We start from the raw sequence: 24,364 nt of genomic DNA on the forward strand, positions 1-24,364 counted from the left end.
AGGCAAGGGCAATCAGACTGGACAACAGCCCCAGATCGGCCGAAGGTACCTCCAGCCGCACACCGTTGGGATAAATAACCGATAAGACACAATGGCCTGCCCTCTTGGGTGAACCCATCGGAATAAAGCCATTATCCCCGCCGGATTGATCCTCTTTCCAGCGACTGATCCAATAACCGAACTTACCCACGGTGATGCCATGCTGAAGGCAGAACTCCTGCCGGGTCAAACCACTCTCACGCCACTGACGGACAAGGGTAAACATGTAGTCTCTACGCTCTTTCATATCAATAATATTTAGCCCGTAAAACTACAGCGGATCAATTAATCAATAAAGATGTACTTGGTCGGGCGGATACAGTTTTGGCATGGCTATCAATGGGGAAAGACCAAAGCCATCATCAAGAGCAACCGCGATTTCTGGATACCCAAAATAGAGCGCAATATCCAGCGGGACAAGGAAAACAACGCCACACTTATCGCGATGGGTTATACCGTATTCCGCTTCTGGGGTGAGGATGTAAGAACCTGCATGTCAATTAATGAGTTGGGGCTTCTTGCAATCAATACCATCCTTCATAATGATAATGTCTTGACCCCAATTTGGTGCAATGAAGCGCAGCTGCCACAAGCCATCGGCAAGCGTTATTTTTTGCAGAAGGCCGCAGCGTCGATCCGCAAGCCTGCCAGCCGCCCCTTGTAGCCAAGAGTTAGTTCTTCCCTCATAAAATACCTATAAATAGGTATTTCAAGCCTCCACATATAAAACTAAATTGCAATAATTAATCAAATCAGTTAATACAACTGATATTATATAGCTAGGAATAATCTACGAAAAATTTTTAAAATCAACCGTTATGAGAACCAAAATTTATTTTAGACATTGCGTGTTATTCTTTCTTATATCATGCTACGCAACTAATCTGTTGGGACAAAATGATGTTAATAATCAATCCAATCCTTCTAAACGCCTTCCTAAGGTTCGAGGAATACTAACCGAAGTCTTTATTCTCAATACAGGGCAACCCTCACAGCTGTCCCTCGCACGGATAGGAGATAACACAGACATACTGAATAACAAAATTCTTCCCCGAAAAATGGAACTGCACTATAAAAGGCCCAGCGCGTTTAAGATTCAAGGGATTAATCCACTTCGCTATCAATACTATATCAACAATGAGTCTATTTCATATTTCATGGATGTAACGGCACAAACTACTGTGTTAACCAATTTGATCGGAGACGGTTTTCTTAGCCCTTCTGAAATCAACGTGCCGCAAATATTTAAAGCTGAGATTAAGAAAAGCGATAAACGAGACCAGCTAATAATTATTGAGCAGCAGATTAAAGATTATAAGGACTCCATCTCAAAGTACGAAATAAAAACCCAAGAGTTATGGGCCGACTATGAATCCAAATATCCTCATTATGACGAAAATGGAAACCAATTTCAAATTCCTAGCGACGTAATTAATGAATTTATGATGAAGAGATCTCCTTACGATACTAAGATCTCATCGTTTGCTCAAAAGTTAAATGTCAAATTCGAAGAGTACGAAAGACATATTGTGTCGCTTCCTATTCACGGGTCTGCTCCATCCTTTCTCCGTGACTACCTGTCTAATGATTACTCACTATCAGAACACCAAAGTATTAAAGACATCGAAATACGCATTAGGGTTTTTACTCAATATTATAACTCGTTGGCGAAAGATTTCAGGGAAATCGACTCAATACTGTCGCATCCACCAAGGTCGGAAGCGACCGTTCGCCGTAATTCCATTACTTTTGGTAACGAGCGGGAAGAGTATAGGCAACAAATAGACCAACTTATTTCACTTTTAAGCAAATACAATTATACACTGACAGGGAATCCATTTATCCCGTATACCGAAAACACCCAAAGTGCTTTATACACTTATGGTCTATCCATGAAAAGCCATTCAACAAATATTAAAGAATTTCTAATCAACAAGAGATACCAAGTTTTTGAAGAGTTTATATTCGAAACAGCAACTAAAATAGGCTTGTTATTACAAAATCAATTCAAAGAACTTTCTCAGCTGAATAACTCCCTTTATCAAACTGGTTATATTTCTAAATCAACCCTTGATAGCGTGACAAAACAAGAACGCGAGTTGAATGAAACGTTCGAATTTGTGCAAAGAGTTAGCGCAGAATTTCAAATACTGGTTAGCTATTTAGATATTGACAACAGAATCTATTCGCAAATAGCTGATCAAATAAATAGTAATTATCGTAATCTATTAGGGTATCTCAAGATCTTAGCGTTCGTCAAGAAAAATAATACTATTGAATTTACCCTACCATCGTCTACCAACCTAAAAAATATCGACTTGGTGCGCTACAAAATCGAACGAAAAGACAGGCTCAAAGGAAGCGATCAATCCTATGTATATGATTTTTGGATAAGAGGGGGGATAAAGATTGACTTTAGTGCGGGTTTATTTGCTTCCGGCTTAACTGATAACGACTACCAAAAACACATTTATTATAATGACGGCGAGGCCACAGATAGTCTTCAAATTAATAGACAGCTAACCGGAGATTATAACTTTGCCTTCGGTGGGATGATTAATGTTGCCCCTAGGCTTGGTACAAATTGGCTAACACCAGGGATTAGCTTTGGTGCTGTCTATTCAACCAACCAAAAATTGCAATTCCTCGTGGCTGGCTCACTGAATATCGGGAAAACCGAGCGCATTATCCTTCATGGCGGTATCGCAATGGGATCTATACGATCTATAGACCTCTCCCAGCATCAAATGACAATAGTGAAAAGCAATAGCATTTATCGAGTAAAAGCCAATAATGATGATTTCACCATTCCCACACTAGAGCGATTCAGTGTCAGACCCGTGTTCGGTTTAACCTATAATCTTAGCAAGAAAAACGCCTTACAAGCTGTTGTGGATACAAAAACGGCATCGAGCTCCAATTGAAGGGTCATCACAGAAGTCTATTTTAAATTCGGCATGGCGAGCCTCTATTTCATACCTAAATTCGGGCTGCTAGGCGTGAAAACATGGGTAAAGGCATCTCTCTACCGTACCCGTATGATACAATTGGCAACGATTAGCAACCGTGAATATAATTTTAAAGCGTAGTCTACAAGCCAATCACGCAAACGAAGCAGTCTGTAGGTGATTTAGTGAGACATCAAAATACCGTTCGTTGGAAAACATCGTTCTTTTACGTTCGCTCCAACTATCAAGATAAGTCTTAACAACTTGCTTCTCGTAAGTCCTTTCTTTGTTTACTATATAATCAATTGAAGATAGAAGTTCCAACGCAAAGTCCGAGTAAAACCCTTCCAGAAAACGCATCGTCCGCTGGGCAATTTCCAAAAGCTCCGGTCTGCTTTCCACGTACGATTTGACAGTCTCATAACCATCGGCCACCAAGGTAAGCGGCTCAAAGGGTTTTTTGTCCATATCGCTATATCCCATGATGTAGCTGCCGTTCAATGCATATAACACATGACGTACCTTTCCTGAATAAGGGTCGTAAAAGTTGGGCTGGAAATCCAGTTTAAAATACTTCTTTGCCCCAAAGCGCTGTAAAAAGTAGCAAACCTTCTCACAAGAAAATTCCGACACATACTCGCCATTTTTTACGAGGTCATAAAGAACATAGAGCAGCAATGCTCTCGCATCCGTCAATTTAGCACGTTCTTTTTTAAGTGTTCCTTTATCTGCGTCGTAGGTTCGTATACTAACACGTCTATATCCAAATGACCGAGTTTATGTCCTATAATTCTTTTCACTTTTTCCCATTCAAGCCCACCATTGCCTGCACCGAGAGGAGGTATCGCAATACTGTTGATTTTGTATTCATCAATTACCCGGATTAAGTCATCCAATCCTCCTTCGATAAACGAATATTCCGAAGGCTTTCGCCAATCCTTTTTCGTGGGGAAGTTGATAATCAACTTTTCGCCAGCATCAAGGTTGTTGTCATGCGTCACCAAAAGCCTACCAATCTCAACCTCTCCTTTTTTAGACGCATCTGCATAAGCTTTGAAATTATTTGGAAACGCCCTTTTGAATTGCAAGGCGATACCTTTGCCCATCACACCTACGGTGTTTACGGTATTTACCAATGCCTGTGCATCGCTCTCTAAAATATTACCTGTTAGGTATCTAATCATAGGTCAATGAGTAATCGCCGTTATTTATAAACACTCGCCTTGTATTTCTTGCGTCAATCAACGCGATGTCTCCAATGGTAATAAAATTCGGATTGGCATTAGGCGATTTAAAAGTGTGTTATCCCATATCGCAGCACATGAGGAATATTACTGATATGCGTCATGCGATACACTTTTATATTTGCCAATTCCATAGTTAACGGTTTCCGGTCTAAAGCACCAAATATAATATATTCCTTGGTTTAGTTCTTCTTCTTTCACCTTTGACCTCCAATATTCTTCAACCACATGGTTTTTCAATGCGCTGTATGATATTCCAAATCGGAATATCAAGTCTTCGCATTCCATTACTCCAAGCACCATTATCATCTTCCTGACATCAAATGATCCATCGCTGGTTTCTTGCTGGTTGGTTAAATAGCTTTTGCCTCTACCTGCCTTTGAAGTCGCAAATTGCGACTTCAAGACTGTTTATTAATTACGCTTATCGATCCAATGATGCCGAACCAAATCAGCAAGGAAGAGCCTACCAGTGTCTATTCCGATTTATTTGACCCACCGTTCTTATAATTTGACCCACCCCCGGAAGACATCAAAGAACGGTTTCTATTATCAATAATAACATTAATATCCGGATAGTGCCAACTATAATTTTTTTCCTCTGAGTGAATCGCCTTTCAGCTCGATGCGGTGTGCATTTGCTGTCAATCTGTCAAGGAATGCATCGGCCACGGCGGGATCGTTGAGGTAATCGTGATAGCTTCCCACGGGCATCTGGCTGGCCACGATGATGGATTTTCGCTCATACCGGTCTTCCATGATCTGCAGCAGGGCGAGCTTAACTTCGGTCGGCATTACCTGCAGGCCGAAGTCGTCCAGTATGATCAGCGGTATGCGTTCCATTTTGGCCAGCAGGTTGAGGTAGGTACCTTCCAGTTTAGCCATGGTGATCTTTTCGATGAGTTTGTTCATGTTCATGTAAAGGGTTTTATAACCCTGTGAACAGGCCTGGTAACCCAAAGCGCAGGCCAGGTGCGATTTTCCTGCCCCGGCCGGTCCGCTGATCAGAACGGGCTGGGCTTGGCGGATGTAGGTCCCCTCCAGCAGTGTCGCCAGCTGCTGTTTGCTGAGGTTGCGTTCCTGCGAGCAGATCACGCTTTCGGGCTGTGCGGGCAGGCGAAGCCCGGCCATCCTGAGGTAAGTGGCCGCCCGTTCGCTTTTGCGGTTGAGTGCCTCGCTCTGGGTGAGGTGTGCCATCAGTTCATGGGCTTCCAATTGCCTGTCCACGGGCAGTTCAAGCTGCCCGGCGTAGGCGGCGGCCATGCCGCGCAGTTTCAGCTCTTTAAGCTGCTGTAAAGTTGCTTCATTGTTCATTGCATTGCTGTTTATTGTTTAACATGTAATCCATTGATTATTCATCGGTGCATTTATCAATAAAATGCCGCCATCCCGGGCCATCAACCATAACCTGCCCGCGCGGCGAGCGCCCGCCGGAGGCATGTTTGTTCTTTTCGTTGTGATCACCGGTAAGCATCCTTCCCCCTGATGTTGCCGTGCGGTGGTTGCACGGGTTTATCACACTGCTCTGAAAACAGGTCGGCCGGAGCCCTGTCCAGTCCTTTGGCCAGTATGTTCTTCACCATGTTCAGCGATGGCTTTTCCACGTATTCCAGCCGCCTGCACGCCGCTTCCAGCCGGCCCGAGAAACCATCCTTCTGGTTGAGCTTGACCAGGGCGATGCAGGTGCGGTAGGCCTGCGTGCGGTTGGGGTACCGGGCGATGATACGCTCGATGACCAGCCGTGTGCACGGGCCGATGGCATCGGCTATCCGGTAGAAATAGTCGTTGGTCCATCCCCGCCGGGCCACGATGGCCCGATGTGACGGGGGGACGTGTTCCTCAAGGGTGGTGTAGATGGCCGTGCCCTCCCTGCGGTGCACGGCGATGCGCTGGCGCGTCACGTCGTCCAGATAGACCTCAACGGTATCCCGGTCGTAATAGATCCGCACGCGCTGGCCGATGTACTGCCAGGGCACGCTGTAATGGTACATCACCTTGCTTGTCTCATGGATGATGTACACGTGGTTGTTCTTTTCCACCGTTCCCATGCGCAGCAGGCGCGGGGTGAACAGGGTGGCGGGCAACGGTCTGAGCAATGGCCGTTCGTGTTCGGCGAACAGCTGCATGCGGCTCAGGGGCGACTTGCGGAACGGCCGGGCGTTAAGCTTCTCCACCTGTGCGGTGATGGCGGTATTGAGTTCGGCAAGGCTGTGGAAGGTCCGGTGGCGCAGCGGCGTGTAGATGCGGTCGTAGGCAATCGATACGCTGCGCTCGATATACGGCTTGTCGGTCGGTTCGTACGGGCGTGCGGGGGAAAAGCACGTGCCGTAATGTTCGGCCATCTGCTCGCAGGCATCCGTCAGCACGGGCTCCTCCCGTCCGGCCTTTTTGACCAGCGTGGCCATGTTGTCGCAGATGATGTAGCCCGTGGGTACGCCGCCGAACGCGGCCAGCATCCGTCCGATGCACGCGGCGACATCAGGGAACTGCTGGGTATGCACCGCCCGGCAGAACACAAGCCCGGAGAAGACCATCACCCCGAGGAAGATATCGCAGTCCACCACCTCGCCGGTTTCCGCATCCACATATCCCAGTTTGCTGCCGGCAAAGTCGATCTCGGCCACCTCTGCGGGACCGTAATGCTGCGGAAGGGAGATGTCCATTCCTTTCAGGTACTGCCGCCACAGCAGGCAGTACTGGCTGTAGCTGTAACCGTCAGGATGCGCCTGCCGGTATTCCTCCCAGATCACCTGTTTGTTCCCCCGCCGTTTCACCAGGTGGCTTTTCTCTTTCCCGAAGTGCTCCACCAGCGCCACATGGCGTTCACTGTTGAATGACCCCGTCTCGGCGGGATGGACGATGCTGCCCAGCGCCGTATCGTCAATGCCCGTGATATCCGCACCGTCACCGTATTCACGGATGTATTTGCGGACCGAATTGCGGCTGATGCCCGTGATACGCGCAATCTCCCGGATCGTCCTGTTGTTCTGGTACAGCCCGAGTACCTGTCTGATTCTGCTCATTGCTAATGGTTTCCTGCTCATCGGCGTACAATCCTTTGTTTATCGCGTTTAATGAAACGGCTAAATAAGGGATCGTCTGCCAAAACCATCGATGATATCCCCGGGGGTGGGTCACATTACATAAGAATAAGGTACCCTAACCTACCGGAGCCCCCGGCTGGGGAGCCCGCATGGGTGGGTCACTTTACTTAAGAATAACGGGTGGGTCACTTTACGCCGGAATGTCAGTGAAGGAGACGCCGTCCCGGCAACAGCCATATCCGATATACGTTATTTGCTTTTTAATTAATACGGAATGCCGGTGATTTCGGTACTTTTCACCCTGAAGTTTAGGCGGGTCAAATAACTTAAGAATGGTGGGTCACTTTACATCGGTGTAGACATACCAGCTCATCACAAAACTCTCCATCTGTTGCAAATCGTCATATGACGTTACCAAGTGAGTTCTTTTTACGACTCTCCGCTTGGCCTGCGTCTTAGATACCGCATCCAGCATGCGAGTGATGGTGGCATCAGCATTTTTGATGACAAAATATTGATATATCAATTATTTGATTCCTATTGCAAGGGAGCAATTACCATGACCAACGAATACATTTACCTGGACAACAACGCTACCACGCCACTCGACTTATCTAATTTGCTCACAAACGGCATAACTTATTTATATAAGCACATTACATCTGTCTATCAGATAATTGAGTCACATTTTTGCATAAAATCTGAACTATAATACTTGCATATCATCTAAAATACGTGTATCTTTGCGGTTAACAAGCAATCGTTATGGCAAGGGTAAACGAATTAAAGCGGCAACTAAAACCCGGTCAGGTCTATCGTAGGGAGGATTTGACTCCCTATTCCAATGCCGTAGATCGTCATCTTGCCCAGCTGGTACGAGACGGCACACTCCAAAAATTAGCGCAAGGCCTCTATTATTTCCCAAAAAAGACCGCCTTTGGCACGCCGCCACCAAATGATGAAACGCTGGTACGTAGTTTTCTTAAAGATAAGCGGTTCTTATTGACCTCTCCAAATAGCTATAATACCTTGGGTGTGGGCACCACACAGCTTTATAACAAACGGGTCGTGTACAACCTGAAACGCCATGAAGAAGTTACGCTGAATGGCAAAACCTTCTTTTTCCATAAAACGCCTTACTTCCCCAAAAAAGCTACTCCGGAGTTCTTGTTGGTAGACTTAGTCAACAACTTGGATAGTCTTGCTGAAGAACGCGAGCAGATATTGAAGAATATCTTGGCAAAGGCCAAGACAATGAACCTGGCTAAATTGGAACATGCCGTTGACGAGTATGGTCACAGCAAAACCAAAAAGCTATTCCGCCCCGTACTAGCGGAAATGAAAAAGACCCGCCATGCCCAATAATTACCTACACCACCGAAAAGACTTTCCCGATTTATTACGTATTCTCGAACAAGAAATGGGTATTATTGCCCAATTGATTGAAAAAGATTATTGGATTATGCACGTGTTGCATGGCTTAAAATCCCGAGGTCTAAATTTCGAACTTAAAGGCGGGACATCATTATCCAAGGGTTACCAAATTATCCATCGCTTTTCAGAAGACATCGATATCCACATCCACCCTCCGGCCGATTTACAAGTGCAAGAAAATCCTCATAAGATCAAGTCTTCGCATATTCAATCAAGAAAAGACTTTTACGACTGGTTGGCCAAGCACATTTCTATCGATGGAATTATTTCCGTTGAGCGGGATACCGCATTTGACGACGAGCGTTATTATCGTAGTGGCGGCATACGCTTGCATTATGAGAGCAAAATGGAGCATGTAGCAGGCGTAAAAGAAGGCATATTGCTGGAAGTAGGCTTTGACAATGTTGCCCCCAACCACTTGCTCAACATCAGTTCATGGGCATTTGACAGGGCACAGCAAAACACCGATATCAAGTTTGCCGACAACAGGGCCATAGCGATTGCCTGTTACGATCCGGGTTATACGTTCGTTGAAAAGCTGCAAACCATTGCTACTAAATTCCGGCAGGAGCAGCAGTCTGGTCAGGAACGCCCGAACCTCATGCGACAGTATTACGATGTATATTGTTTATTGGAGCAGCCCGAGGTACAAGAATTTTTAGGTACAGACGCCTACCACGCACACAAATCCATCCGATTTCCTCAAGCGGACCTCGAAATTCCTATTCAAGAAAACGAAGCCTTTTTACTCCGCTCGTCGGCCCAACGAGACCGGTTCCGGCAACGGTATCGCGAGGCCGCTTCGTTATATTATAAAGGCCAGCCGGACTTTGATGTTCTGTTAGACAGGATAGGTCAATATCTTCATAAATTTTGACAAAAATAAGAGATTAAAAAAACATGCGATGGTCGAAGAGCAGGCAGCGTCATTCGCATAACTTCTCAATTATTTTGCAATTTATAAAAGTATACCTGCGCTATTAAGCGATTGTATAGCCTCTTTTTTAGACATCGCCTTAGCTTCTTCCAGCTTTCTGGCAGCAAGCTCCATTAATGCCTCAAAATCCTTGTCATTCATATTACAGCTACTATGCTTACAAAATAAGACATTCAAATTGCTATTTCAAAAGGTTGCTTCAAGTTGATTGCTCACCAATGCCCCGGCTCCCACCAGCCACATATAAACCCGCTTTTTCGCCCGTTTTTGTGCTGCTTCTCCACATTGGTGTGACGAACTCGCTTATTCTTGGGATTGCCTACCCACTTTCGCCCACTTGTGGGCTAACTACAGGAAACGACACAAATCCCTATCTTTACGAAATGGATACCGCTGCCCTCCATACTTATCTCCACGCGCTCACGCACCTACGGCGACTTACGCGGTATTATAATCCATAACCCAACTTTTAACCTTATCGGCAACTAAAATCTCTAATCATTATAAATACCTAATAATAGGTATTGCTTCATCGATCGGTAATAATTATTTTTATTGACAACTTTAATGGGCTAAAACGTCAAATAACCTGAACAATGAACACCAGATTTATTTTATTGTTGTTATTCATCCCTATGAGCATATATGCTCAGGACGAAGACAAATCACTTGGCTTGACGTTAGAGCAGCACAATCTGTTGATTAATAAATATCTTGCCAAACAAGCTGGCACGGACGAAGGGGCCGAGATTTTGGGTAACTACGCTTCCTTCGATCCAACAAACGGAGCATTCGTGCTAAAAGGTACCATTCCTCTCGGCAAACCTGATTCTGAAAAATTTAGTTATCTTGGATTATCTATAAACGGAGATTTACGTTCTAATAGCTATACAGCACTTTTCTCTGATTACAAACTCAATACAAATGTCGGAGCACAGGTACAATATAATATTCGGGTGGGTGGCGCTGAGACCATCTCTGAGAATAGTGATATGAGCCTGCTCAATTACAGATTGCGGCTCAATAAAGAAAGAGCTACCAGCCAGACCTCGACATTTTATGAGCAGTCCGAAAAGGCGAAACAGGAATTCGACTTGGCGGCGCTGATTTTAAAAAGAACAGAAATCCAATCTCACTTATTACAAAAAAATATAGAAACATTATGGTCGCAAATACCGAGCGACCTACTCAAGAACTCCGAATGGATCGCAAGGATACGTGACCTCACATATGAATTACAGGAAAAAGAAGACCTCTTACAGGATAATAAAGATACCAACAACCAAACAGAGGTAAACAGACTCCAAGAATCCATAAAGACTATCAAGATTCAGATAACCGACGCGCAGAACCGGTTGCCTAAGGAGCTACACAAAGACCACGTATTGTTAGACAAAATCCAACGGGAGTACAAGAAGCTAGACACTGTCATCAGAGAACGAAATCTGCTGAAGTTTAAATTGGATTCGCTGAATTTATTGGCAAAAAATAGACTCCAGATTAAAGCCGGTCTTGAAAACGAAGCTAAGCTGACCATGGAGAAAAAAAAGAAGGAATTATTAGAAGGAATGCAGCTTGCCGGCCTGAAAATGAAATGGCTATCGCTTAATGCAGCTTTTGGGGTCAAAAAATATCACACCTATAATTCAGGAGAGATCTATGCTGCCCAAATTGCCGAAGAGAAATTACTTACCTATCGGTTTGGCATTAGTTATAATATTTTTCATATTGATGATTTGGACAAACGTTATTGGTATCTAAACATTGGAGGGTTTATGGTTAAGGACAATAATACTGCATTGCTTAGCACAACAGAAATCATTCAAGATGTGGTTACCAAAAACGCAACCGGTGACACAACGCGAAAAATCAGCAAAAAATACAATGCCTTTACTGACGAGGTCATTGACGGCGTTCAATGGGAGTTAAGCCCTGATTTTTACTACCTTTTTGGTGAGAAAACGAGTGGTTTTCATATAAAACCGATATTAGCTATCAGGCACAAGCTACCAACTTATGCCAACCTCAGCCTAGGTTACGTCGTTTCTTTTACAAATAGGAAGAAAGACTCGCCTGCAATTAACACTGAGCTTTATTATCGCATAGGAGATATCTTTAATAACTTAGATAGGGCAGATAGTGGTGAGCAATTTAGGAAAGGCGACGAGATTGGCGTTAAAATAGGCGTCCCTTTTCAATTGAAAATATAAATTACCAAACCAACTATAGAACATGAAAAGGATAAAACACAGCAGCATTTCTCCTATGGATAATCCGGAGAAATATAGGAGTACGCTCCGCAAGCTCGGTTACAGGATGTTATCTACGTACAACTTCCATCAGCAAACTAAAAGAGTTATGTCGTTCGCAATCGCATTGGCTAAAGAGGTATATGTCTTGCGTTGCAAAGAGGGAGTATTGGATAGTTACGGTAATGAGGACCGTGCTTACCGAGAAAGGGAAAGGCACAATAGAGATACCGGCCATAATGCACAAGTATACAAGATAACCAAGTCAAAATAGTTAATGTAAAAGCCATTTGAGAGTATTTGAGTTACCCAAGATATATTTGAATTAGCCACGACTTAATCTGACAGTTATGATTAGAAAAGTAACTTTAAACAGATTAAGTAATGTGACAACACAACAAAAAATCATCAAGAACAAGTTGGGAGTATTGGAGCTTGCACAGCACCTCGGCAATGTATCAAAGGCATGCAAAGTGATGGGGTATTCCCGTGAACCAGTGGAAATCCGAATGGGTCGTAGCTGGTGGTTTATAAGATATTGGCCGCTTCATTTATTTGAGGCGGCTTTTTTACTTGGGGAAGTGTAGTATACCAATGGATATCTTACAAAATGACGGCGATGGGTGTATCGCTTGCTTTGTTTGATTCAATTATCCGCCACGATATACAAATCCACTTACAAATCCAAGGTTTTGCGCGGTGCGCAGATGGGTACGTATCTCCGCTTCCAATTTGTTTGCAAATCCTTCGTATGCCAGTGAGCGCATGTTTTTAGGATCAATGCCCAACAACCTCCAATAATCTTCTAAGCTATCACTGCCTTTGGCGAAATGGAATTGCAGTGCTTCATATTGCAAGCGGCAAAATGGTTGCATATAATGCGGGTAAAAATCACCTCCGCAAAGGCTAAATAATTTAGTTTTTGCGTTCTATTCCTTATATTTGCCACATGCCTAATGAAAAGAACAAGATCGCCGAAACCGCGCGCTATGATAAGCTATTCCGTGAAATATCGCCTATCTTCCTCACCGTGTTTGTCGAGAAGGTATTGGGCCTGGATATCGTCGAGTACACGGAGCTGAAGGATAAATTGCAGATGACGCGGCAGAAGGAAACCGATACGCTCCGCAAAGTGACCGACAGGAACGGTGATACATTTATCCTGCACCTTGAAATCCAGCGGAAAAACGAATCCAATATGGCCATACAGATGGCCGATTACTGGATACTGCTGCATCAGCTGTACAAACTGCCCATCCGGCAATACGTCCTGTATATCGGGCCGGAGCGCATGAATATGCCGGACAGGCTGGACTTGCCCAATTTCAGTTTCCGGTATACGCTGATGTCCTTTTCCGATCTGCCCTATGGCCTGTTCATCAACGCGGAGCAGACCGAAATTAAGATGCTGGCCATACTCGGCAACCTGGGCAACGCCGACTCGTATGAGGTCACGGAGAGCATCGTACGGGCCATAGACCGGGAGAAAGCGCCGGTCAGCGAAAAGCAAAAAAGAATCAATCAGTTGCGAATATTGGTTCAATTACGTAAATTTCGCCTGAATTACAGATTTTCAAAGGTAGGCGAGAGCTCGCACAAATTGGCAGTTGATTCTGCCAATTTCTTGCTCGGTTTAAATCACAATTTCAGATAGCTATGTCAAAAGCAGCGACATTTTTCAAGAAAGAAAGGGATCCATTTTACAAAATGGGAGCACAGAAAGAACGCGCGAAAGCCGAAGCCGAGAAATTGGCCGAGAAGCGCAAAATAGCGTTGGAGTTTAAAAACCTTGGGGTATCCGTTGCGGATATAGCCAAAGGCACCGGTCTCTCCATTGAGGAGGTAGAGAAGCTATAGTCTTTTTATCTTCTTCATAAGATACTTGAATGGCCCGCTCAATGCGGGTTTTTCTTTTGTTGCCACTCCCACAATTCACGTAAAATATAGACCATTTCTCGTAAAATTCTTTGTTATGTAGACGCTGTTTTGTAAAGCTGTAAAAATCGCCAAATTGCCCAATTTCAATTTCAAACGCGGGTCTTTTCTTTATGTCTCACAACAAAAGAATCATGACAAAATACTGACTATAAGATTACTGCAATACCTACGGGTTGGCTACCTTTGTTTAGACTTACATTAATACAGCAAGGATGGATCGTGCGTTCACCCATTGCTGAATCAAAGTATAATTTAAATCGTTTTATTATGTCTAAGTTAGCAAATAAAGTAGCCGTCATCACTGGCGGCTCCGGCGCCATTGGTTCCGCTACGGCAAAGCTGTTTCTGGAAGAAGGCGCAAAAGTGATTCTGGTAGACCTCAACGAAGATGCGTTGAAAAAGGTGACGTCGGATTTAAACAGCCCGGACGTAAAATTTGTGACTGCCGATGTGACCAAGGCGGGTGACGTGCAAAAGTATGCACAGTATGCGGTCGACACATTCGGCAAAGTCGACATCTTTTTTAACAATGCCGGCATTGAAGGGGTTGTAAAACCCATTACTGAATATCCCGAAGATGTTTTTGACAAGGTGATCAGTGTCAATGTGAAAGGGGTTTGGCTGGGGCTTAAATATGTCTTGCCGGTAATGAATGACGGCGGGAGCATCATCAACACCTCCTCCGTTGCCGGCCTGGAGGGAACCGCCAATATGACCGCCTACATCACAAGCAAGCATGCCGTCATTGGGCTGACACGTACCATCGCGCTTGAAGCAGCTCCCCGCGGCATCCGCGTAAACTCCGTCCATCCGTCTCCTGTAGACAACCGGATGATGCGTTCCCTGGAAGACGGATTTGTACCCGGCGCAGGCGAAGCTGCAAAGAAGAGCTTTGAAGAGGCTATCCCACTAAAGCGGTACGCCACCAATGAGGATATCGCAAAGGGCGTGTTGTTCTTAGCCTCCGATGATAGTAAGTTCATTACCGGCACAAAACTGGTTATCGATGGCGGGATGACCATGGCATAGCCAAAATATTGACAGAAAAAGATGATAGCATTAAAAGGAAAAAAGCAATAATCACAGGTGGTGGCAGGGGGGTAGGTAAGTTTTCCACCTTGCACCGCCCGTTTGACCGCGGATTGCTTAGGGTAGATGAAGATTACCGGATCCTTCCATTCCTATTTTAGGTTTCTTGATGTTAGTTTTTTTTTGCACTTCTTTCTCAATGATTTTATCATTTTTAGAATTTTTAATTATCGGATACGCTATTGCTAAAGGAAAGAACGTAGCGAGCCCGAAACCATTGTTTATGGCACTATAAAAAAATATTCCAAAAGTGGCCCCAAATATAAATGCATTGGTTATTTTCCCTGTTTTTATTTCTTTAAACTTTTGTTGGAGTTCTTCATTAGTATATTCAGATAAACCTTCAGGTTTCATATTTTTACGTTTGTAATGTTCTGTTTTGTGAAATTTCTGCTAACGGTCCGGAGCTTGGGGTAGTGTCGGCATTACAGGAGGTAAAGATAAGCAACCCATAAGTTATTGCCATTTTTTAGTGAAAATATTTGGCCGTTGTACTGTCCGGATCTGTAAGGATCATACGTATGCCCGCTAAGGGGCGGCATCTACGTTTTATCCAGATCGGCCGTAGTTTTTATGGATGAGATATAAACATCGCACAATTACGTAAGTTTCGCCATGATTCTGCCAATTTCTTGCTCGGGTTACCCCATTAATAGGAGAAAGCCATGTTGAAAGCAACATCATTTTTCAAAGAAGAGCGAGACCCGTTTTACAAAAGGGGGGAGGCAGCCTTGGGGCATCCATTACGGATATCGTCAAAGGTACCGGTCTCGAATATCCCCACCATTCGCGTAAAATATAAGCCGTATAAAAATCCTTCGATGTATGTAGCCCTGCTTGCGTCATCGACCTTCGCTCAACGAATTCGGTTAGTCTTGCGCTCCTTAATAGTTTCAATAGTTAAAAAAGTAATCCAATTTTCAATGATCTACCACTTTAGATATAACCAACCGCTCTAATTTAAATTTTCCTTTTTTCAAATGTAGACCGTAAGGCGCCAATGCTTCATTGATATGCTTCAAATCCGAAACATCATTTTTTAATACAATAGGAAAGTATTTCCTGATGCCCGTATCATTGAGAAAGAAAACATTTTTACCCGCATTCTGTTCTAAAAAAAATGTCAACTCTTCGGGATTGAGATAAGTTCTAAACGGTTGACCTTTCACCTCACGTCTTCGTCGAACGGCATAGTCAAAATTATTTTTTTCTATATCCTCTTTTAGCTTTACCAATATCATTCCTATTACCTCCTCTTCTTCCAATTTAGCGGTAACACCGTACTCCAAGGCAAGAAATCGATTCAGATCCGCCTGCATAAAGTCAAACCACAAACTATCCTTTTCCAATGGAATTTTAAGTTCATAAGAAAAAAGATTCCGTCTTCGCCATTCTTCATAATGTTCATCCGCTTTCCGATCAAACCAATCCGCTGTATCAACTCCTTCGAACCGTATGCGTTCAATATTCCGATACTGACTGGGATTGGGAAATGTTCTTTTACTATAAGCGGTTTGAAGAAGACTCAATATTGACTTATTATAAAATGCCTTTTTGCTTACTTTCCTCACGGAATCCTTTTCCAGAATCATATGAGCCGGGATTTCCGGAACAAAGCGCGAAAAAGAAGACGCGTAATCTGCAAGATCGAGCAGGCTTTGTTCACCCAACAGCTTACTTTTATCATACTGCAGATTGTCTCTGCGCACTTCCATGTCTGGCCAATTCCCCGCCAACATTTGTTCTATTACCACCTCTGTAGCATACCAAGGGTTGGTGATGGCACGTATTTTACCCTTCTCATCAATCCACACCTGCATAGGAACCATTTTATAGGGAAATGCCTCCTTCAGGATTTTATCGCCGGTAACCAAAGGTAAGTTCGGCAATTTATATTTGCTGGCCTTCATATAGGCCTTCACCGCGTCCAGTTTGTTAGATGTCACTAAGACGATCTGTAGCTCTTTATCAAATCTGCGTTGCAGTGAATCCAGCTTCGGAAAAGCAGCGATACAACTCGGGCAGCCAATCGACCAGAAATCCAACAACACAACCTTTCCCCGAAAATCGGATAATTGCAATGAGTTGCCATCATAGTTAACGACATTATTTAAGCTGTGTTCAGGCGCGCTGTCGCCAATCAATCTTTGTTGGGCAAAAAGCCGCCGCGAAGGTTCCACTTGTAAAAGAAGCCCCACTAATAGAAAGATATATCTCCATCTGTATAAGTACATCGTCGTAAAATTTAGATCAATCGTTTTGTTCAATACCGGTTTCGATCAAGACATATTCAGGGATTTTGAACACGTATCTTTTATCTCCGGGTTCCAATACATAAGTCTGACCATTTACTGTCCGCATCAATGTCATTTCTCTCCCCGGCTCTCTGTTCAACCGCCTTAAATCCTCCCATCGTAAGCCTCTAAAAAGAAGTTCCTTTCGCCTTTCCAGTAGAATAAGATCGATTAGAGATTCCCGATCGTTCTGCTGTACCGGACGGTAGAAACCTGTCCGAAACCTCTTTTCAAGCAAGCTATTTAGATCCGCGACTGCTACCTCCGTCCTACCCGAACGCGCCGCCGCTTCCGCTCTGATCAGCAGGATTTCGTTGATACTGATACCACCGAATAAGCCCGTAGCTCCATTGTAAACGCCCCTGAAACTATGAGTCCCATCACTGTTTTCCACAAAAAACGCATCTCGACGCAAATCATTGGTGTCGTACTCGGCAAAAAGACTGCTATCTACACGACCGTTCGGCGCCCCTACAAAAGAAGAATACGTTTGTAAAGCAGACTCAAAAATCACTTCTTCGTTATAGAGTGCAAAGGGATATCTGGGACTGAGGTCGAGCTGGTTGAAATCAAGGACACTATTATAAAGTGACAAACAAGAATCGGCGTAGTGATAAGCCGCTTCATAATCCGCCATCGCCAAATACACCCTAGCCAGTAACCCCATAGCAGCCGGTTTTGAGGCATCAGTTTTTATCTCCGGTGTGACACGCAGTAGTCCAACCGACGCTTTCAGATCATTTGTAATCTGGGCATAGGTATCGGCCAAACTGCTTCTATAAATAGGCTCGTTTATATCCGACTTCAGCTTGAGCGGGATACCGATCGCATCGCCGTTTTCTCCATTGATATAAGGCAAAGCAAACTGAGTTGCTAAGGCGTAAAAAGCACGTGATCTAAAAAACAGCGCGCTGCCCTTTACATCATTATACTCTTCCAACTCATTATGTTTCGCAGTAATCTTATCCAGGCCTTCCAGCACAATATTCGTATAGAAGATCTGGGTATAGGAGCCGTCCCAAAGGGCAATATTGGTTTCACCACCGTAAATGTCACCCTGCCAGATATAGCTAAGTCGCGAAATCGGCCAGGTCATGGTATTCCATGTATTATCGGTAACATAATATTCATCGCCTGCAAAGACTGCTAGCATTCGATAGTCGTTTCTAAACGTGTTAGTCTCGTTCATTAACCTGCGCATATCTCCGATCGAAGTAGGTACCACAACCGCAAGATCCCTTTTTTCTTCTAACCAATCTTTTTTACATCCTGACGTCAAAACAGACATCATGAGAAGCAGGGAAAATGTATTTCTGTTTATCATTTTAATCAATTTTAAAGTGTGAGCTGTGCACCGAAACTTAAGGTGAAAGGCAGCGGCGTTGCCGGAAAGTCAGGATCAATCCCCTCGCCGTTTGCTGTCCACAATAAGCCTATGTTATTGGCAAAAGCATAAACCTGTAATGCCTTCATCAGACCGTTGTGTTGTTTGAAAGCGAAATTATAGGCTAAACGTATGTCCTGCAGACGAACCAAATCCGCCCGTTTTACATTTACTTCACTATTCACATAAAAAGCGTCGCGCCCGTTTATATCTGGAAATACCATGGATGGCACCGTTGTAAACGATTCATCGCCCGGCTTTTGCCATCGCTTATTAAAATCGGCATGAAGTGAACTGTAGGTTCTGTATAGATCGCCGTAGCTGATAGTCGGCTTTCTAAAATAATGGCCGAAACTGTAGGAGATATTAACTGACAAACTCCATTGCTTATAGATAAAGTCATTCCGTAACGATCCAAAGAAAGGAGCCATTGCCCGGCCATGATAGATCAGGCTATCTACCGGTGTATTGCTCATCGAGCTGATCGCCGTATAATTATCGCTTGGCATTCCATTCAGATAACCTAAGGGATTTCCATTTTCACCATCGAGCCCCGCCCACTTGTAACTGTAAATACTGAAAAGCGGCCTGCCTTCTACCGGCGTATAAAATAGACTTTCGCGATTGATACTATTATCGGGGAAATAAGCACTCAAACTACTCGCGGTACGTTTGTAATCAGTGATTTCATCAATTGCATAGCTGAACAGCAAAGTACTTCGCCAGATTAATTTTTTGCGGATATTATCCGTGCTAAGCATAAGATCAAAGCCTTTACCCACCATATCTGCAACATTTCCGCGAAAGCTTGTTAATCCTGTAGTAGCGCCCAGTGGCCCCTCCCCTATCAGATCCGACGCATGCTTTGTAAAATATTCGAAACTACCCGAAATACGGTCATTTTTACTGGCGAATTCTACCCCTAAGTTCAACATGGAAACGCGTTCCCATTTCAAATTTGGGTTGGGCGGCGAAATGATAAAGGCAGCAGGCTTTCCCGTAAAGCTGGCATTCGCCAATCTGGCTGTGGTAAAAGCCGTGACCGAATTGTCCAAATTACCGTTATATCCGTAGGTAGCTTTCAATGCGACTACGGGCAGAGCCCCCCACTTATAAAATGGCTCGTCACTCAACACCCATTTGCCTCCGATGCTCCATAGCGGCACGGCTTTCAAATTTGCCGCTACGCCGAAGAGATTCGACTGATCGATTCGCCCGCTGGCAGATAAAGTATAACGGCTCTTGTAGCTATACGACACGTTGGAATAATAAGACCGGAACCGATCAATCGTGCCCGATATATTTCTCTGATCGGGGATGAGGGCATAGCCCGAAGGGTAAAGACGATAATAGGTATTGTAATTGACCGGCCGCGAGGAGCCGTTTGCTTCATCATAACCATAAAAACCGACGGTCTTGCCTCCCGTCTTTATCTCCCTTACCTCAAATCCGGCGATCGCCGCCAAGTCATGATCTTTCCATGTATGACTATAATTCAGTTGCATCCGCCCGTTATGGGCGTCCAACTTGTTGTTTGTGGTATTAAGTATACTCCCTTCGGGTATGTTTCTAGTAAGCGCTCCGTTCTCAAAAGTTGTATACCGATTGATCAGATCACGTGTATAGAAAGCATCCTGATGATAAAGATTTTCTCCTGTTCCCCTTTGCTGTTGATATTGATAGCGCACTTCGGCATTTAAGCGCCTCCATATTCTATAGCGTATTCCCGTTTGAAACCTCATATTATTTGCCTCGCTAGTTCGTTCGGTATACATCCTCTCGTCTAAGGGGCGATAGGTCCAATCTAACAGGCCGAGCGAACTACTTTCCTGTATAAAATCTGCTCGATATTTATTGCTGATCGGTAAAGCTTCTCCGTTGTCTCCGCTTAAGCGGGCATATGGATAAATATTGCGGGATCCCAAAGTAATCGTGCCCAGCGCTGAGTTAGCTGCGTTATTGCTCAAGGTATAATCGAGGCCGAAAGAAAGCTCGAGATCTTGTGTAGGCTGTATATTTTGGCGTGTGCTGAGGCTAATCCTCCGAAGTCCGTTTCCTATTAGATTATCCTTATTGTGATCAAAGCCAGCACTATAATAATAATTATAGCTCTTTTCACCGCCTCTAAAGTTAAGTGCGTACTGCTGCTTTACCGATCTGCGGTAGAAATACTTATTTAAATCATCTCTTATATCATATTGTTTAAGCTGCTGTATTGCCGCTTCTGATTCAGTCGCGTCCACTGTTCCATTCCGCGCGGCACTCAGCAGCTCAATCACCGGGCTTATGGGCGGGTAGCTGGTTACATTATTGATATCGTTGTTAAAATAACCATTATCGAACAACATGCGTTCCACCTCAATAAAGTCGCCCGAACTCATTCTCGGTTGATAATATAAATCAGGTTTATTGCCTACGGTCAGGTTCGTATTAAACCCGATAGATACCGGCGTTTCTCCCGAACCCTTCTTTGTTGTAATCACAATAACACCGTTGGCTGCGCGAACGCCCCAAATAGAAGCCGCAGCAGCATCTCGCAGAATACTGATATTTTCAATATCATTGGGATTAATGCTGTTGATATCGCCTTCGTAAGGGAAATTATCCAGTACAATCAGTGGTTGATCATTAGCGAAGATAGTGCTCCTGCCGCGTATACTCAATTTAGGTTCAGCTCCGGCCCTTTCATCAAAAATCAAGGATGGTGTAATCCCTTTTAACCGGCTGATAACATCCGTACTTACACTTCGATCGAACAGCTCATTATCAATCTGCACAAAGCTCCCAGTAGCTCTTTCCCTTGGCAGCTGCTGATATCCAGTGCTGACCATCACCTCTACTTCCTCCAGTTCATTGGGCACCGCTTTCAGAACAATGGTGCCTACATTAGAGATTGCACTTACTTGCTGTGCCACATACCCTACAAATGTTACCTCCAACACTGCACCTTCCGGCACATTCCGGAGCAGAAAATACCCATCACCACCGGTCAATGTTTGCAACGTCGTTCGCTTCCCTTCGATGTTGAGTACCCGGACGGATGCGCCTTCCAACGGATCGCCCAAACTGTCCACCACCCTGCCTCGCACCTCGGGGTAGGCTAATATCAATCCATTTGCTTCACCCACCCGTTTGACGATGGCCGTAGGTTTGGGCTGCAGGGTGATGACCCCATTGGCCACCGTATACGTAAACGGTTGGCCGGCGACGATCCGTGGTAGCACATCCAGTATTTCTTCAGCCTCCACATGGATGGTGATGGGCATTGATTTGGCAATGTCTTGCTCCCGGTAGATAAAGGAATAATCGGTCTGCTTTCGTAGCTCCCGTAGGATCTGTTGGATAGCGACTTTTTCGCTGTGGAGTGTCACTTTCTGGGCATGTACTGCCGCCACTGCTGAAAGGGAAAATAAGGCTACCAGAAATACAGCCAGTTTCATGGCAAGTAATAGTTTTAATGGAAAATAGTGTATTGTCATGTCATCCGTTGAATGACACGCTGCTTAGCGGAGCCAATGAAAGGCTCCCAAGAATTGGCATACTGGCCTATTCTTGCTAAGTTTGCGTGTTGGGTGAATAATATATTACTGCGAACAAAGTGATTTGAAATGCCCGGCAACTACCGTCCCGACGGCCATCGGGACGGTTTTTTTATTGCCGTGCAAACACATGAAAGGAAGTTATTTGTACACGATAACCCTCCTTCCCTCTATTCTATATCGCGGCGTAGCCAGATGGCTCATGAAATCCAGTAGCTTTGACAGCGGCACATCGCGCCGGATTTCGCCGGAAAAACGGCTATTGTCCACTGGTATATTGGTGGTGTCAAAATGCACATCATACCACCGCTCAATTTGACGAATCATCTCGTCGATCGTTAGGTTATAAAAAACAAACACCCCCTCCTTCCACGCAACATATGGTTCTACATCGACCGCCTGAACATCGATCGCTTCACCACGAAGCGTAGATTGCTGGCCTGGCTTCAGGAAAATCCGTCGCTGGCGATCCGCGACTGTCACCACCCGCACGCTGCCTTCTACCAGCGTGGTTTTTATTGCCGGATTGTCCGGATAGGCCGAGATATTAAACTGGGTACCCAAAACCTCCACATCTTGTCCAATTGTCTTGACGATGAAGGGATGTTTTAATTTGCTGACATCAAAGTACCCCTCACCTTCCAACTCGACAACACGGGCTTCCCCTTCAAAGCGCAATGGATACTTCAGCGTCGAAGCCGCATTAAGCCATACCTGACTGCCATCTGGCAAGACTACCCGGTATTGACCGCCCCGCGGCGTGGTGATGGTGTTGGATGCCAGCGCACCAGCATCCGGCACATCGCCCTGCGTTTCATAGGTAATCAGCCCGTTTTCATCTTTCTTGATTGCCATGCCCTGCTCCAAGGCCAGCAATCCCACAGCCACGGTATCCAGATCGATTACCCGGCCATCGGCAAGGGTGATGCGTGCATGATTCCCCCCGGGGGTGATGTCTGGCACCTGCACTATGCCAGGTTCGCGATCCAACGCGGCATCGCCGAAGAAAAACCAGCCCCCGGCCACTAGCGCGAGGATAGCAGCAGCGACATACGGCAACCATCGGCGGATTTTCCGTTCCGGTCGCATGGTAGGTACGTCCTTCGTAGGGGTAGTGATCTGCTGGCGAATCCTCGCCTGTAACCTGTCGATTTCATCATCGGTCATGACAGCCTCGTAGCCTTCATCGATAACGGTCTTGGCATATTGTTCCAACGCCGCTTCCAATTCGCGCCCGCCATCGCGCAGGTACCGAAGAACCTCTTCCAGTTCTTCGGGGCTTTCCTCCCTTTGCAGGTATTTCAGGATTTTTGCAATGACCGCCTGTTCCATTTCTTTGGCATTTATATGAATAGTACAATTGGCAATCGGCCAACATCCATCGGCGTGAAAAAAATGCTGTTAATGAACGCGGCTAAGCGCAATGTAAGGTCTGCTCTAGTTGCAATGCGGAGATACTTATCAGCAGCAGGGTTAATCTACTATGCACCTCGATGTATTCGCGGATGAGTCGTGTGGCCTTGATCATGTGCTTGTTGACAGTACTTTGTGATAACCGAAGTTCATTTGCAGTCTCCTGATGGCTTTTCCCTTCGATGTGGCAGCGCACAAATACCGCCTTTACGGCGGGCGAAAGCGACTCGACAGCTTTGTGAAATAGGTGCTGGTTGTCTTTATTGATTAACCGCTGTTCGGTCTGGTTTTCCTCCCTGTGGGCCTGCCGAGCGATTTCGGCGACAATTTGGTTTTCGTGCTGCGCACGTTTAAGGAAATTCAGCAAGAGACGCCTGCCGATGGTAAACAAGTAGGGCGCAAAGGGAAGGTCGGGGTCGAGGGTTCCTCGGTTTTCCCACACCTTTATAAAGGTATCATGCACCAAATCCTCGGTAAACACAGCGGAACGTACCGCACCGCGGATATAATAGGTCAGTTTTTTGACATGAAGCAGGTAAAGTTGACTAAAAGCATCTTCATCTCCCCGTTTTAGGCGAGCCATCAGGGCCTTTTCATTGCTTTTGTCCAAGATTACACCTGTTAGTCGGGCGAAGGTAATCAATATTGGGGAAATGACCAATCGATGAGTTCGAGCCCTACACCAAAACCGAGCTACCCAAAAAACAAGGATACGCTAAACTCCGTCAATTTTCCGATTTTCAATTTAATAGCTATTTCGAAAAAGCCCACCGATTGGGATATCACAAATTACATGCTTGAAATCGAACAGC

The 24,364-nt window shown here is 45.0% G+C and carries 24 protein-coding genes; 10 read left to right on the forward strand and 14 right to left on the reverse strand.

Translation table 11 applies throughout. The annotated features are described in order from the left end of the window. Positions 1-286 (reverse strand): IS66 family insertion sequence element accessory protein TnpA (gene tnpA, locus B5X72_RS11145; protein ID WP_079716986.1); only part of this gene is annotated, 286 nt, incomplete at its 3' end. 51 nt (positions 287-337) lie between these two features. Between tnpA and B5X72_RS11150 the strand changes: the two genes are divergently transcribed. Both B5X72_RS11150 and B5X72_RS11155 read left to right on the forward strand, forming a co-directional pair. Then, on the forward strand, positions 338-703 hold the full coding sequence (locus tag B5X72_RS11150; RefSeq protein ID WP_079716987.1) for a PDDEXK family nuclease: 366 nt from the start codon (positions 338-340) through the stop codon (positions 701-703). 154 nt (positions 704-857) lie between these two features. Continuing rightward, complete coding sequence (locus tag B5X72_RS11155; RefSeq protein WP_079716988.1) at positions 858-2,963, forward strand: hypothetical protein; 2,106 nt, start codon at positions 858-860, stop codon at positions 2,961-2,963. A gap of 177 nt (positions 2,964-3,140) precedes the next feature. On the opposite strand, the gene B5X72_RS20940 is transcribed toward B5X72_RS11155, so the two are convergent. The 6 genes from B5X72_RS20940 to B5X72_RS20580 all read right to left on the reverse strand — a co-directional run bounded on the left by B5X72_RS20940 (position 3,141) and on the right by B5X72_RS20580 (position 7,801). Next, the gene (locus B5X72_RS20940; protein ID WP_217698133.1) at positions 3,141-3,683 is read right to left on the reverse strand and encodes a hypothetical protein; all 543 of its coding nucleotides are present in this window, start codon (positions 3,681-3,683) and stop codon (positions 3,141-3,143) included. After that, positions 3,680-4,171, reverse strand: a complete 492-nt coding sequence (gene darG / locus B5X72_RS20945) for a type II toxin-antitoxin system antitoxin DNA ADP-ribosyl glycohydrolase DarG (protein WP_217698134.1) — start codon at positions 4,169-4,171, stop codon at positions 3,680-3,682. Before darG ends, B5X72_RS20940 begins: the two co-directional genes overlap by 4 nt. 147 nt (positions 4,172-4,318) lie before the next feature. After that, complete coding sequence (locus B5X72_RS20795; RefSeq protein WP_079716989.1) at positions 4,319-4,636, reverse strand: hypothetical protein; 318 nt, start codon at positions 4,634-4,636, stop codon at positions 4,319-4,321. Positions 4,637-4,816: 180 nt separating this feature from the next. Next, positions 4,817-5,545, reverse strand: coding sequence for an IS21-like element helper ATPase IstB (gene istB / locus B5X72_RS11170; RefSeq protein WP_079716990.1), 729 nt, complete (start codon positions 5,543-5,545; stop codon positions 4,817-4,819). A gap of 146 nt (positions 5,546-5,691) precedes the next feature. Next, complete coding sequence (gene istA / locus B5X72_RS11175) at positions 5,692-7,254, reverse strand: IS21 family transposase (protein WP_176146172.1); 1,563 nt, start codon at positions 7,252-7,254, stop codon at positions 5,692-5,694. 361 nt (positions 7,255-7,615) lie between these two features. Beyond that, complete coding sequence (locus B5X72_RS20580) at positions 7,616-7,801, reverse strand: hypothetical protein (protein WP_139378653.1); 186 nt, start codon at positions 7,799-7,801, stop codon at positions 7,616-7,618. A 239-nt stretch (positions 7,802-8,040) separates the two neighbouring features. On the opposite strand from B5X72_RS20580, the gene B5X72_RS11180 reads away from it, so the two are divergent. The 5 genes from B5X72_RS11180 to B5X72_RS21195 all read left to right on the forward strand — a co-directional run bounded on the left by B5X72_RS11180 (position 8,041) and on the right by B5X72_RS21195 (position 12,482). Then, positions 8,041-8,640 (forward strand): DUF6088 family protein, encoded by a 600-nt coding sequence (locus B5X72_RS11180; RefSeq protein ID WP_079716992.1) that lies wholly within the window; start codon positions 8,041-8,043, stop codon positions 8,638-8,640. Continuing rightward, on the forward strand, positions 8,630-9,586 hold the full coding sequence (locus B5X72_RS11185; RefSeq protein ID WP_079716993.1) for a nucleotidyl transferase AbiEii/AbiGii toxin family protein: 957 nt from the start codon (positions 8,630-8,632) through the stop codon (positions 9,584-9,586). Before B5X72_RS11180 ends, B5X72_RS11185 begins: the two co-directional genes overlap by 11 nt. Before the next feature lie 656 nt (positions 9,587-10,242). Then, entirely contained in the window at positions 10,243-11,856 is a 1,614-nt protein-coding gene (locus tag B5X72_RS11190) for a coiled-coil domain-containing protein (protein ID WP_139378654.1), read from the forward strand. A gap of 22 nt (positions 11,857-11,878) precedes the next feature. Further along, the gene (locus B5X72_RS11195; RefSeq protein ID WP_079716995.1) at positions 11,879-12,169 is read left to right on the forward strand and encodes a hypothetical protein; all 291 of its coding nucleotides are present in this window, start codon (positions 11,879-11,881) and stop codon (positions 12,167-12,169) included. Positions 12,170-12,245: 76 nt separating this feature from the next. After that, on the forward strand, positions 12,246-12,482 hold the full coding sequence (locus tag B5X72_RS21195) for a hypothetical protein (RefSeq protein WP_079716996.1): 237 nt from the start codon (positions 12,246-12,248) through the stop codon (positions 12,480-12,482). Positions 12,483-12,545: 63 nt separating this feature from the next. On the opposite strand, the gene B5X72_RS11205 is transcribed toward B5X72_RS21195, so the two are convergent. Next, on the reverse strand, positions 12,546-12,770 hold the full coding sequence (locus B5X72_RS11205) for a hypothetical protein (RefSeq protein WP_079716997.1): 225 nt from the start codon (positions 12,768-12,770) through the stop codon (positions 12,546-12,548). A 74-nt stretch (positions 12,771-12,844) separates the two neighbouring features. Here B5X72_RS11205 and B5X72_RS11210 point away from each other — a divergent pair, with 74 nt between their 5' ends. The 3 genes from B5X72_RS11210 to B5X72_RS11220 all read left to right on the forward strand — a co-directional run bounded on the left by B5X72_RS11210 (position 12,845) and on the right by B5X72_RS11220 (position 14,862). Next, complete coding sequence (locus B5X72_RS11210) at positions 12,845-13,549, forward strand: RpnC/YadD family protein (protein ID WP_079716998.1); 705 nt, start codon at positions 12,845-12,847, stop codon at positions 13,547-13,549. A gap of 2 nt (positions 13,550-13,551) precedes the next feature. Then, positions 13,552-13,752 carry a hypothetical protein gene (locus B5X72_RS11215; protein WP_079716999.1) on the forward strand — a complete coding sequence of 67 codons (201 nt, stop codon included), beginning with the start codon at positions 13,552-13,554 and terminating at the stop codon, positions 13,750-13,752. A 348-nt stretch (positions 13,753-14,100) separates the two neighbouring features. Further along, positions 14,101-14,862, forward strand: coding sequence for an SDR family NAD(P)-dependent oxidoreductase (locus tag B5X72_RS11220; protein ID WP_079717000.1), 762 nt, complete (start codon positions 14,101-14,103; stop codon positions 14,860-14,862). A 117-nt stretch (positions 14,863-14,979) separates the two neighbouring features. Here the strand turns inward: B5X72_RS11220 and B5X72_RS11225 are convergent, their stop codons facing one another. The 6 genes from B5X72_RS11225 to B5X72_RS11250 form a co-directional block, all read right to left on the reverse strand. After that, a complete protein-coding gene (locus tag B5X72_RS11225; protein WP_079717001.1) occupies positions 14,980-15,276 on the reverse strand; it encodes a hypothetical protein in 297 nt (98 codons plus the stop codon). A gap of 566 nt (positions 15,277-15,842) precedes the next feature. Next, positions 15,843-17,156 (reverse strand): TlpA family protein disulfide reductase, encoded by a 1,314-nt coding sequence (locus B5X72_RS11230; protein ID WP_079717002.1) that lies wholly within the window; start codon positions 17,154-17,156, stop codon positions 15,843-15,845. A gap of 16 nt (positions 17,157-17,172) precedes the next feature. Beyond that, positions 17,173-18,540, reverse strand: a complete 1,368-nt coding sequence (locus B5X72_RS11235) for a RagB/SusD family nutrient uptake outer membrane protein (RefSeq protein WP_139378655.1) — start codon at positions 18,538-18,540, stop codon at positions 17,173-17,175. Positions 18,541-18,551: 11 nt separating this feature from the next. Then, positions 18,552-22,040: a SusC/RagA family TonB-linked outer membrane protein gene (locus B5X72_RS11240; RefSeq protein WP_176146173.1), complete on the reverse strand. Its 3,489-nt coding sequence runs from the start codon at positions 22,038-22,040 to the stop codon at positions 18,552-18,554. Between the two features lie 240 nt (positions 22,041-22,280). Further along, positions 22,281-23,471, reverse strand: coding sequence for a FecR family protein (locus tag B5X72_RS11245; protein WP_079717005.1), 1,191 nt, complete (start codon positions 23,469-23,471; stop codon positions 22,281-22,283). Between the two features lie 82 nt (positions 23,472-23,553). Next, positions 23,554-24,162 (reverse strand): RNA polymerase sigma factor, encoded by a 609-nt coding sequence (locus B5X72_RS11250; RefSeq protein ID WP_079717006.1) that lies wholly within the window; start codon positions 24,160-24,162, stop codon positions 23,554-23,556. Between the last annotated feature and the right edge of the window lie 202 nt (positions 24,163-24,364).

The organism is Parapedobacter luteus (genome assembly GCF_900168055.1).
Taxonomy (GTDB): domain Bacteria; phylum Bacteroidota; class Bacteroidia; order Sphingobacteriales; family Sphingobacteriaceae; genus Parapedobacter; species Parapedobacter luteus.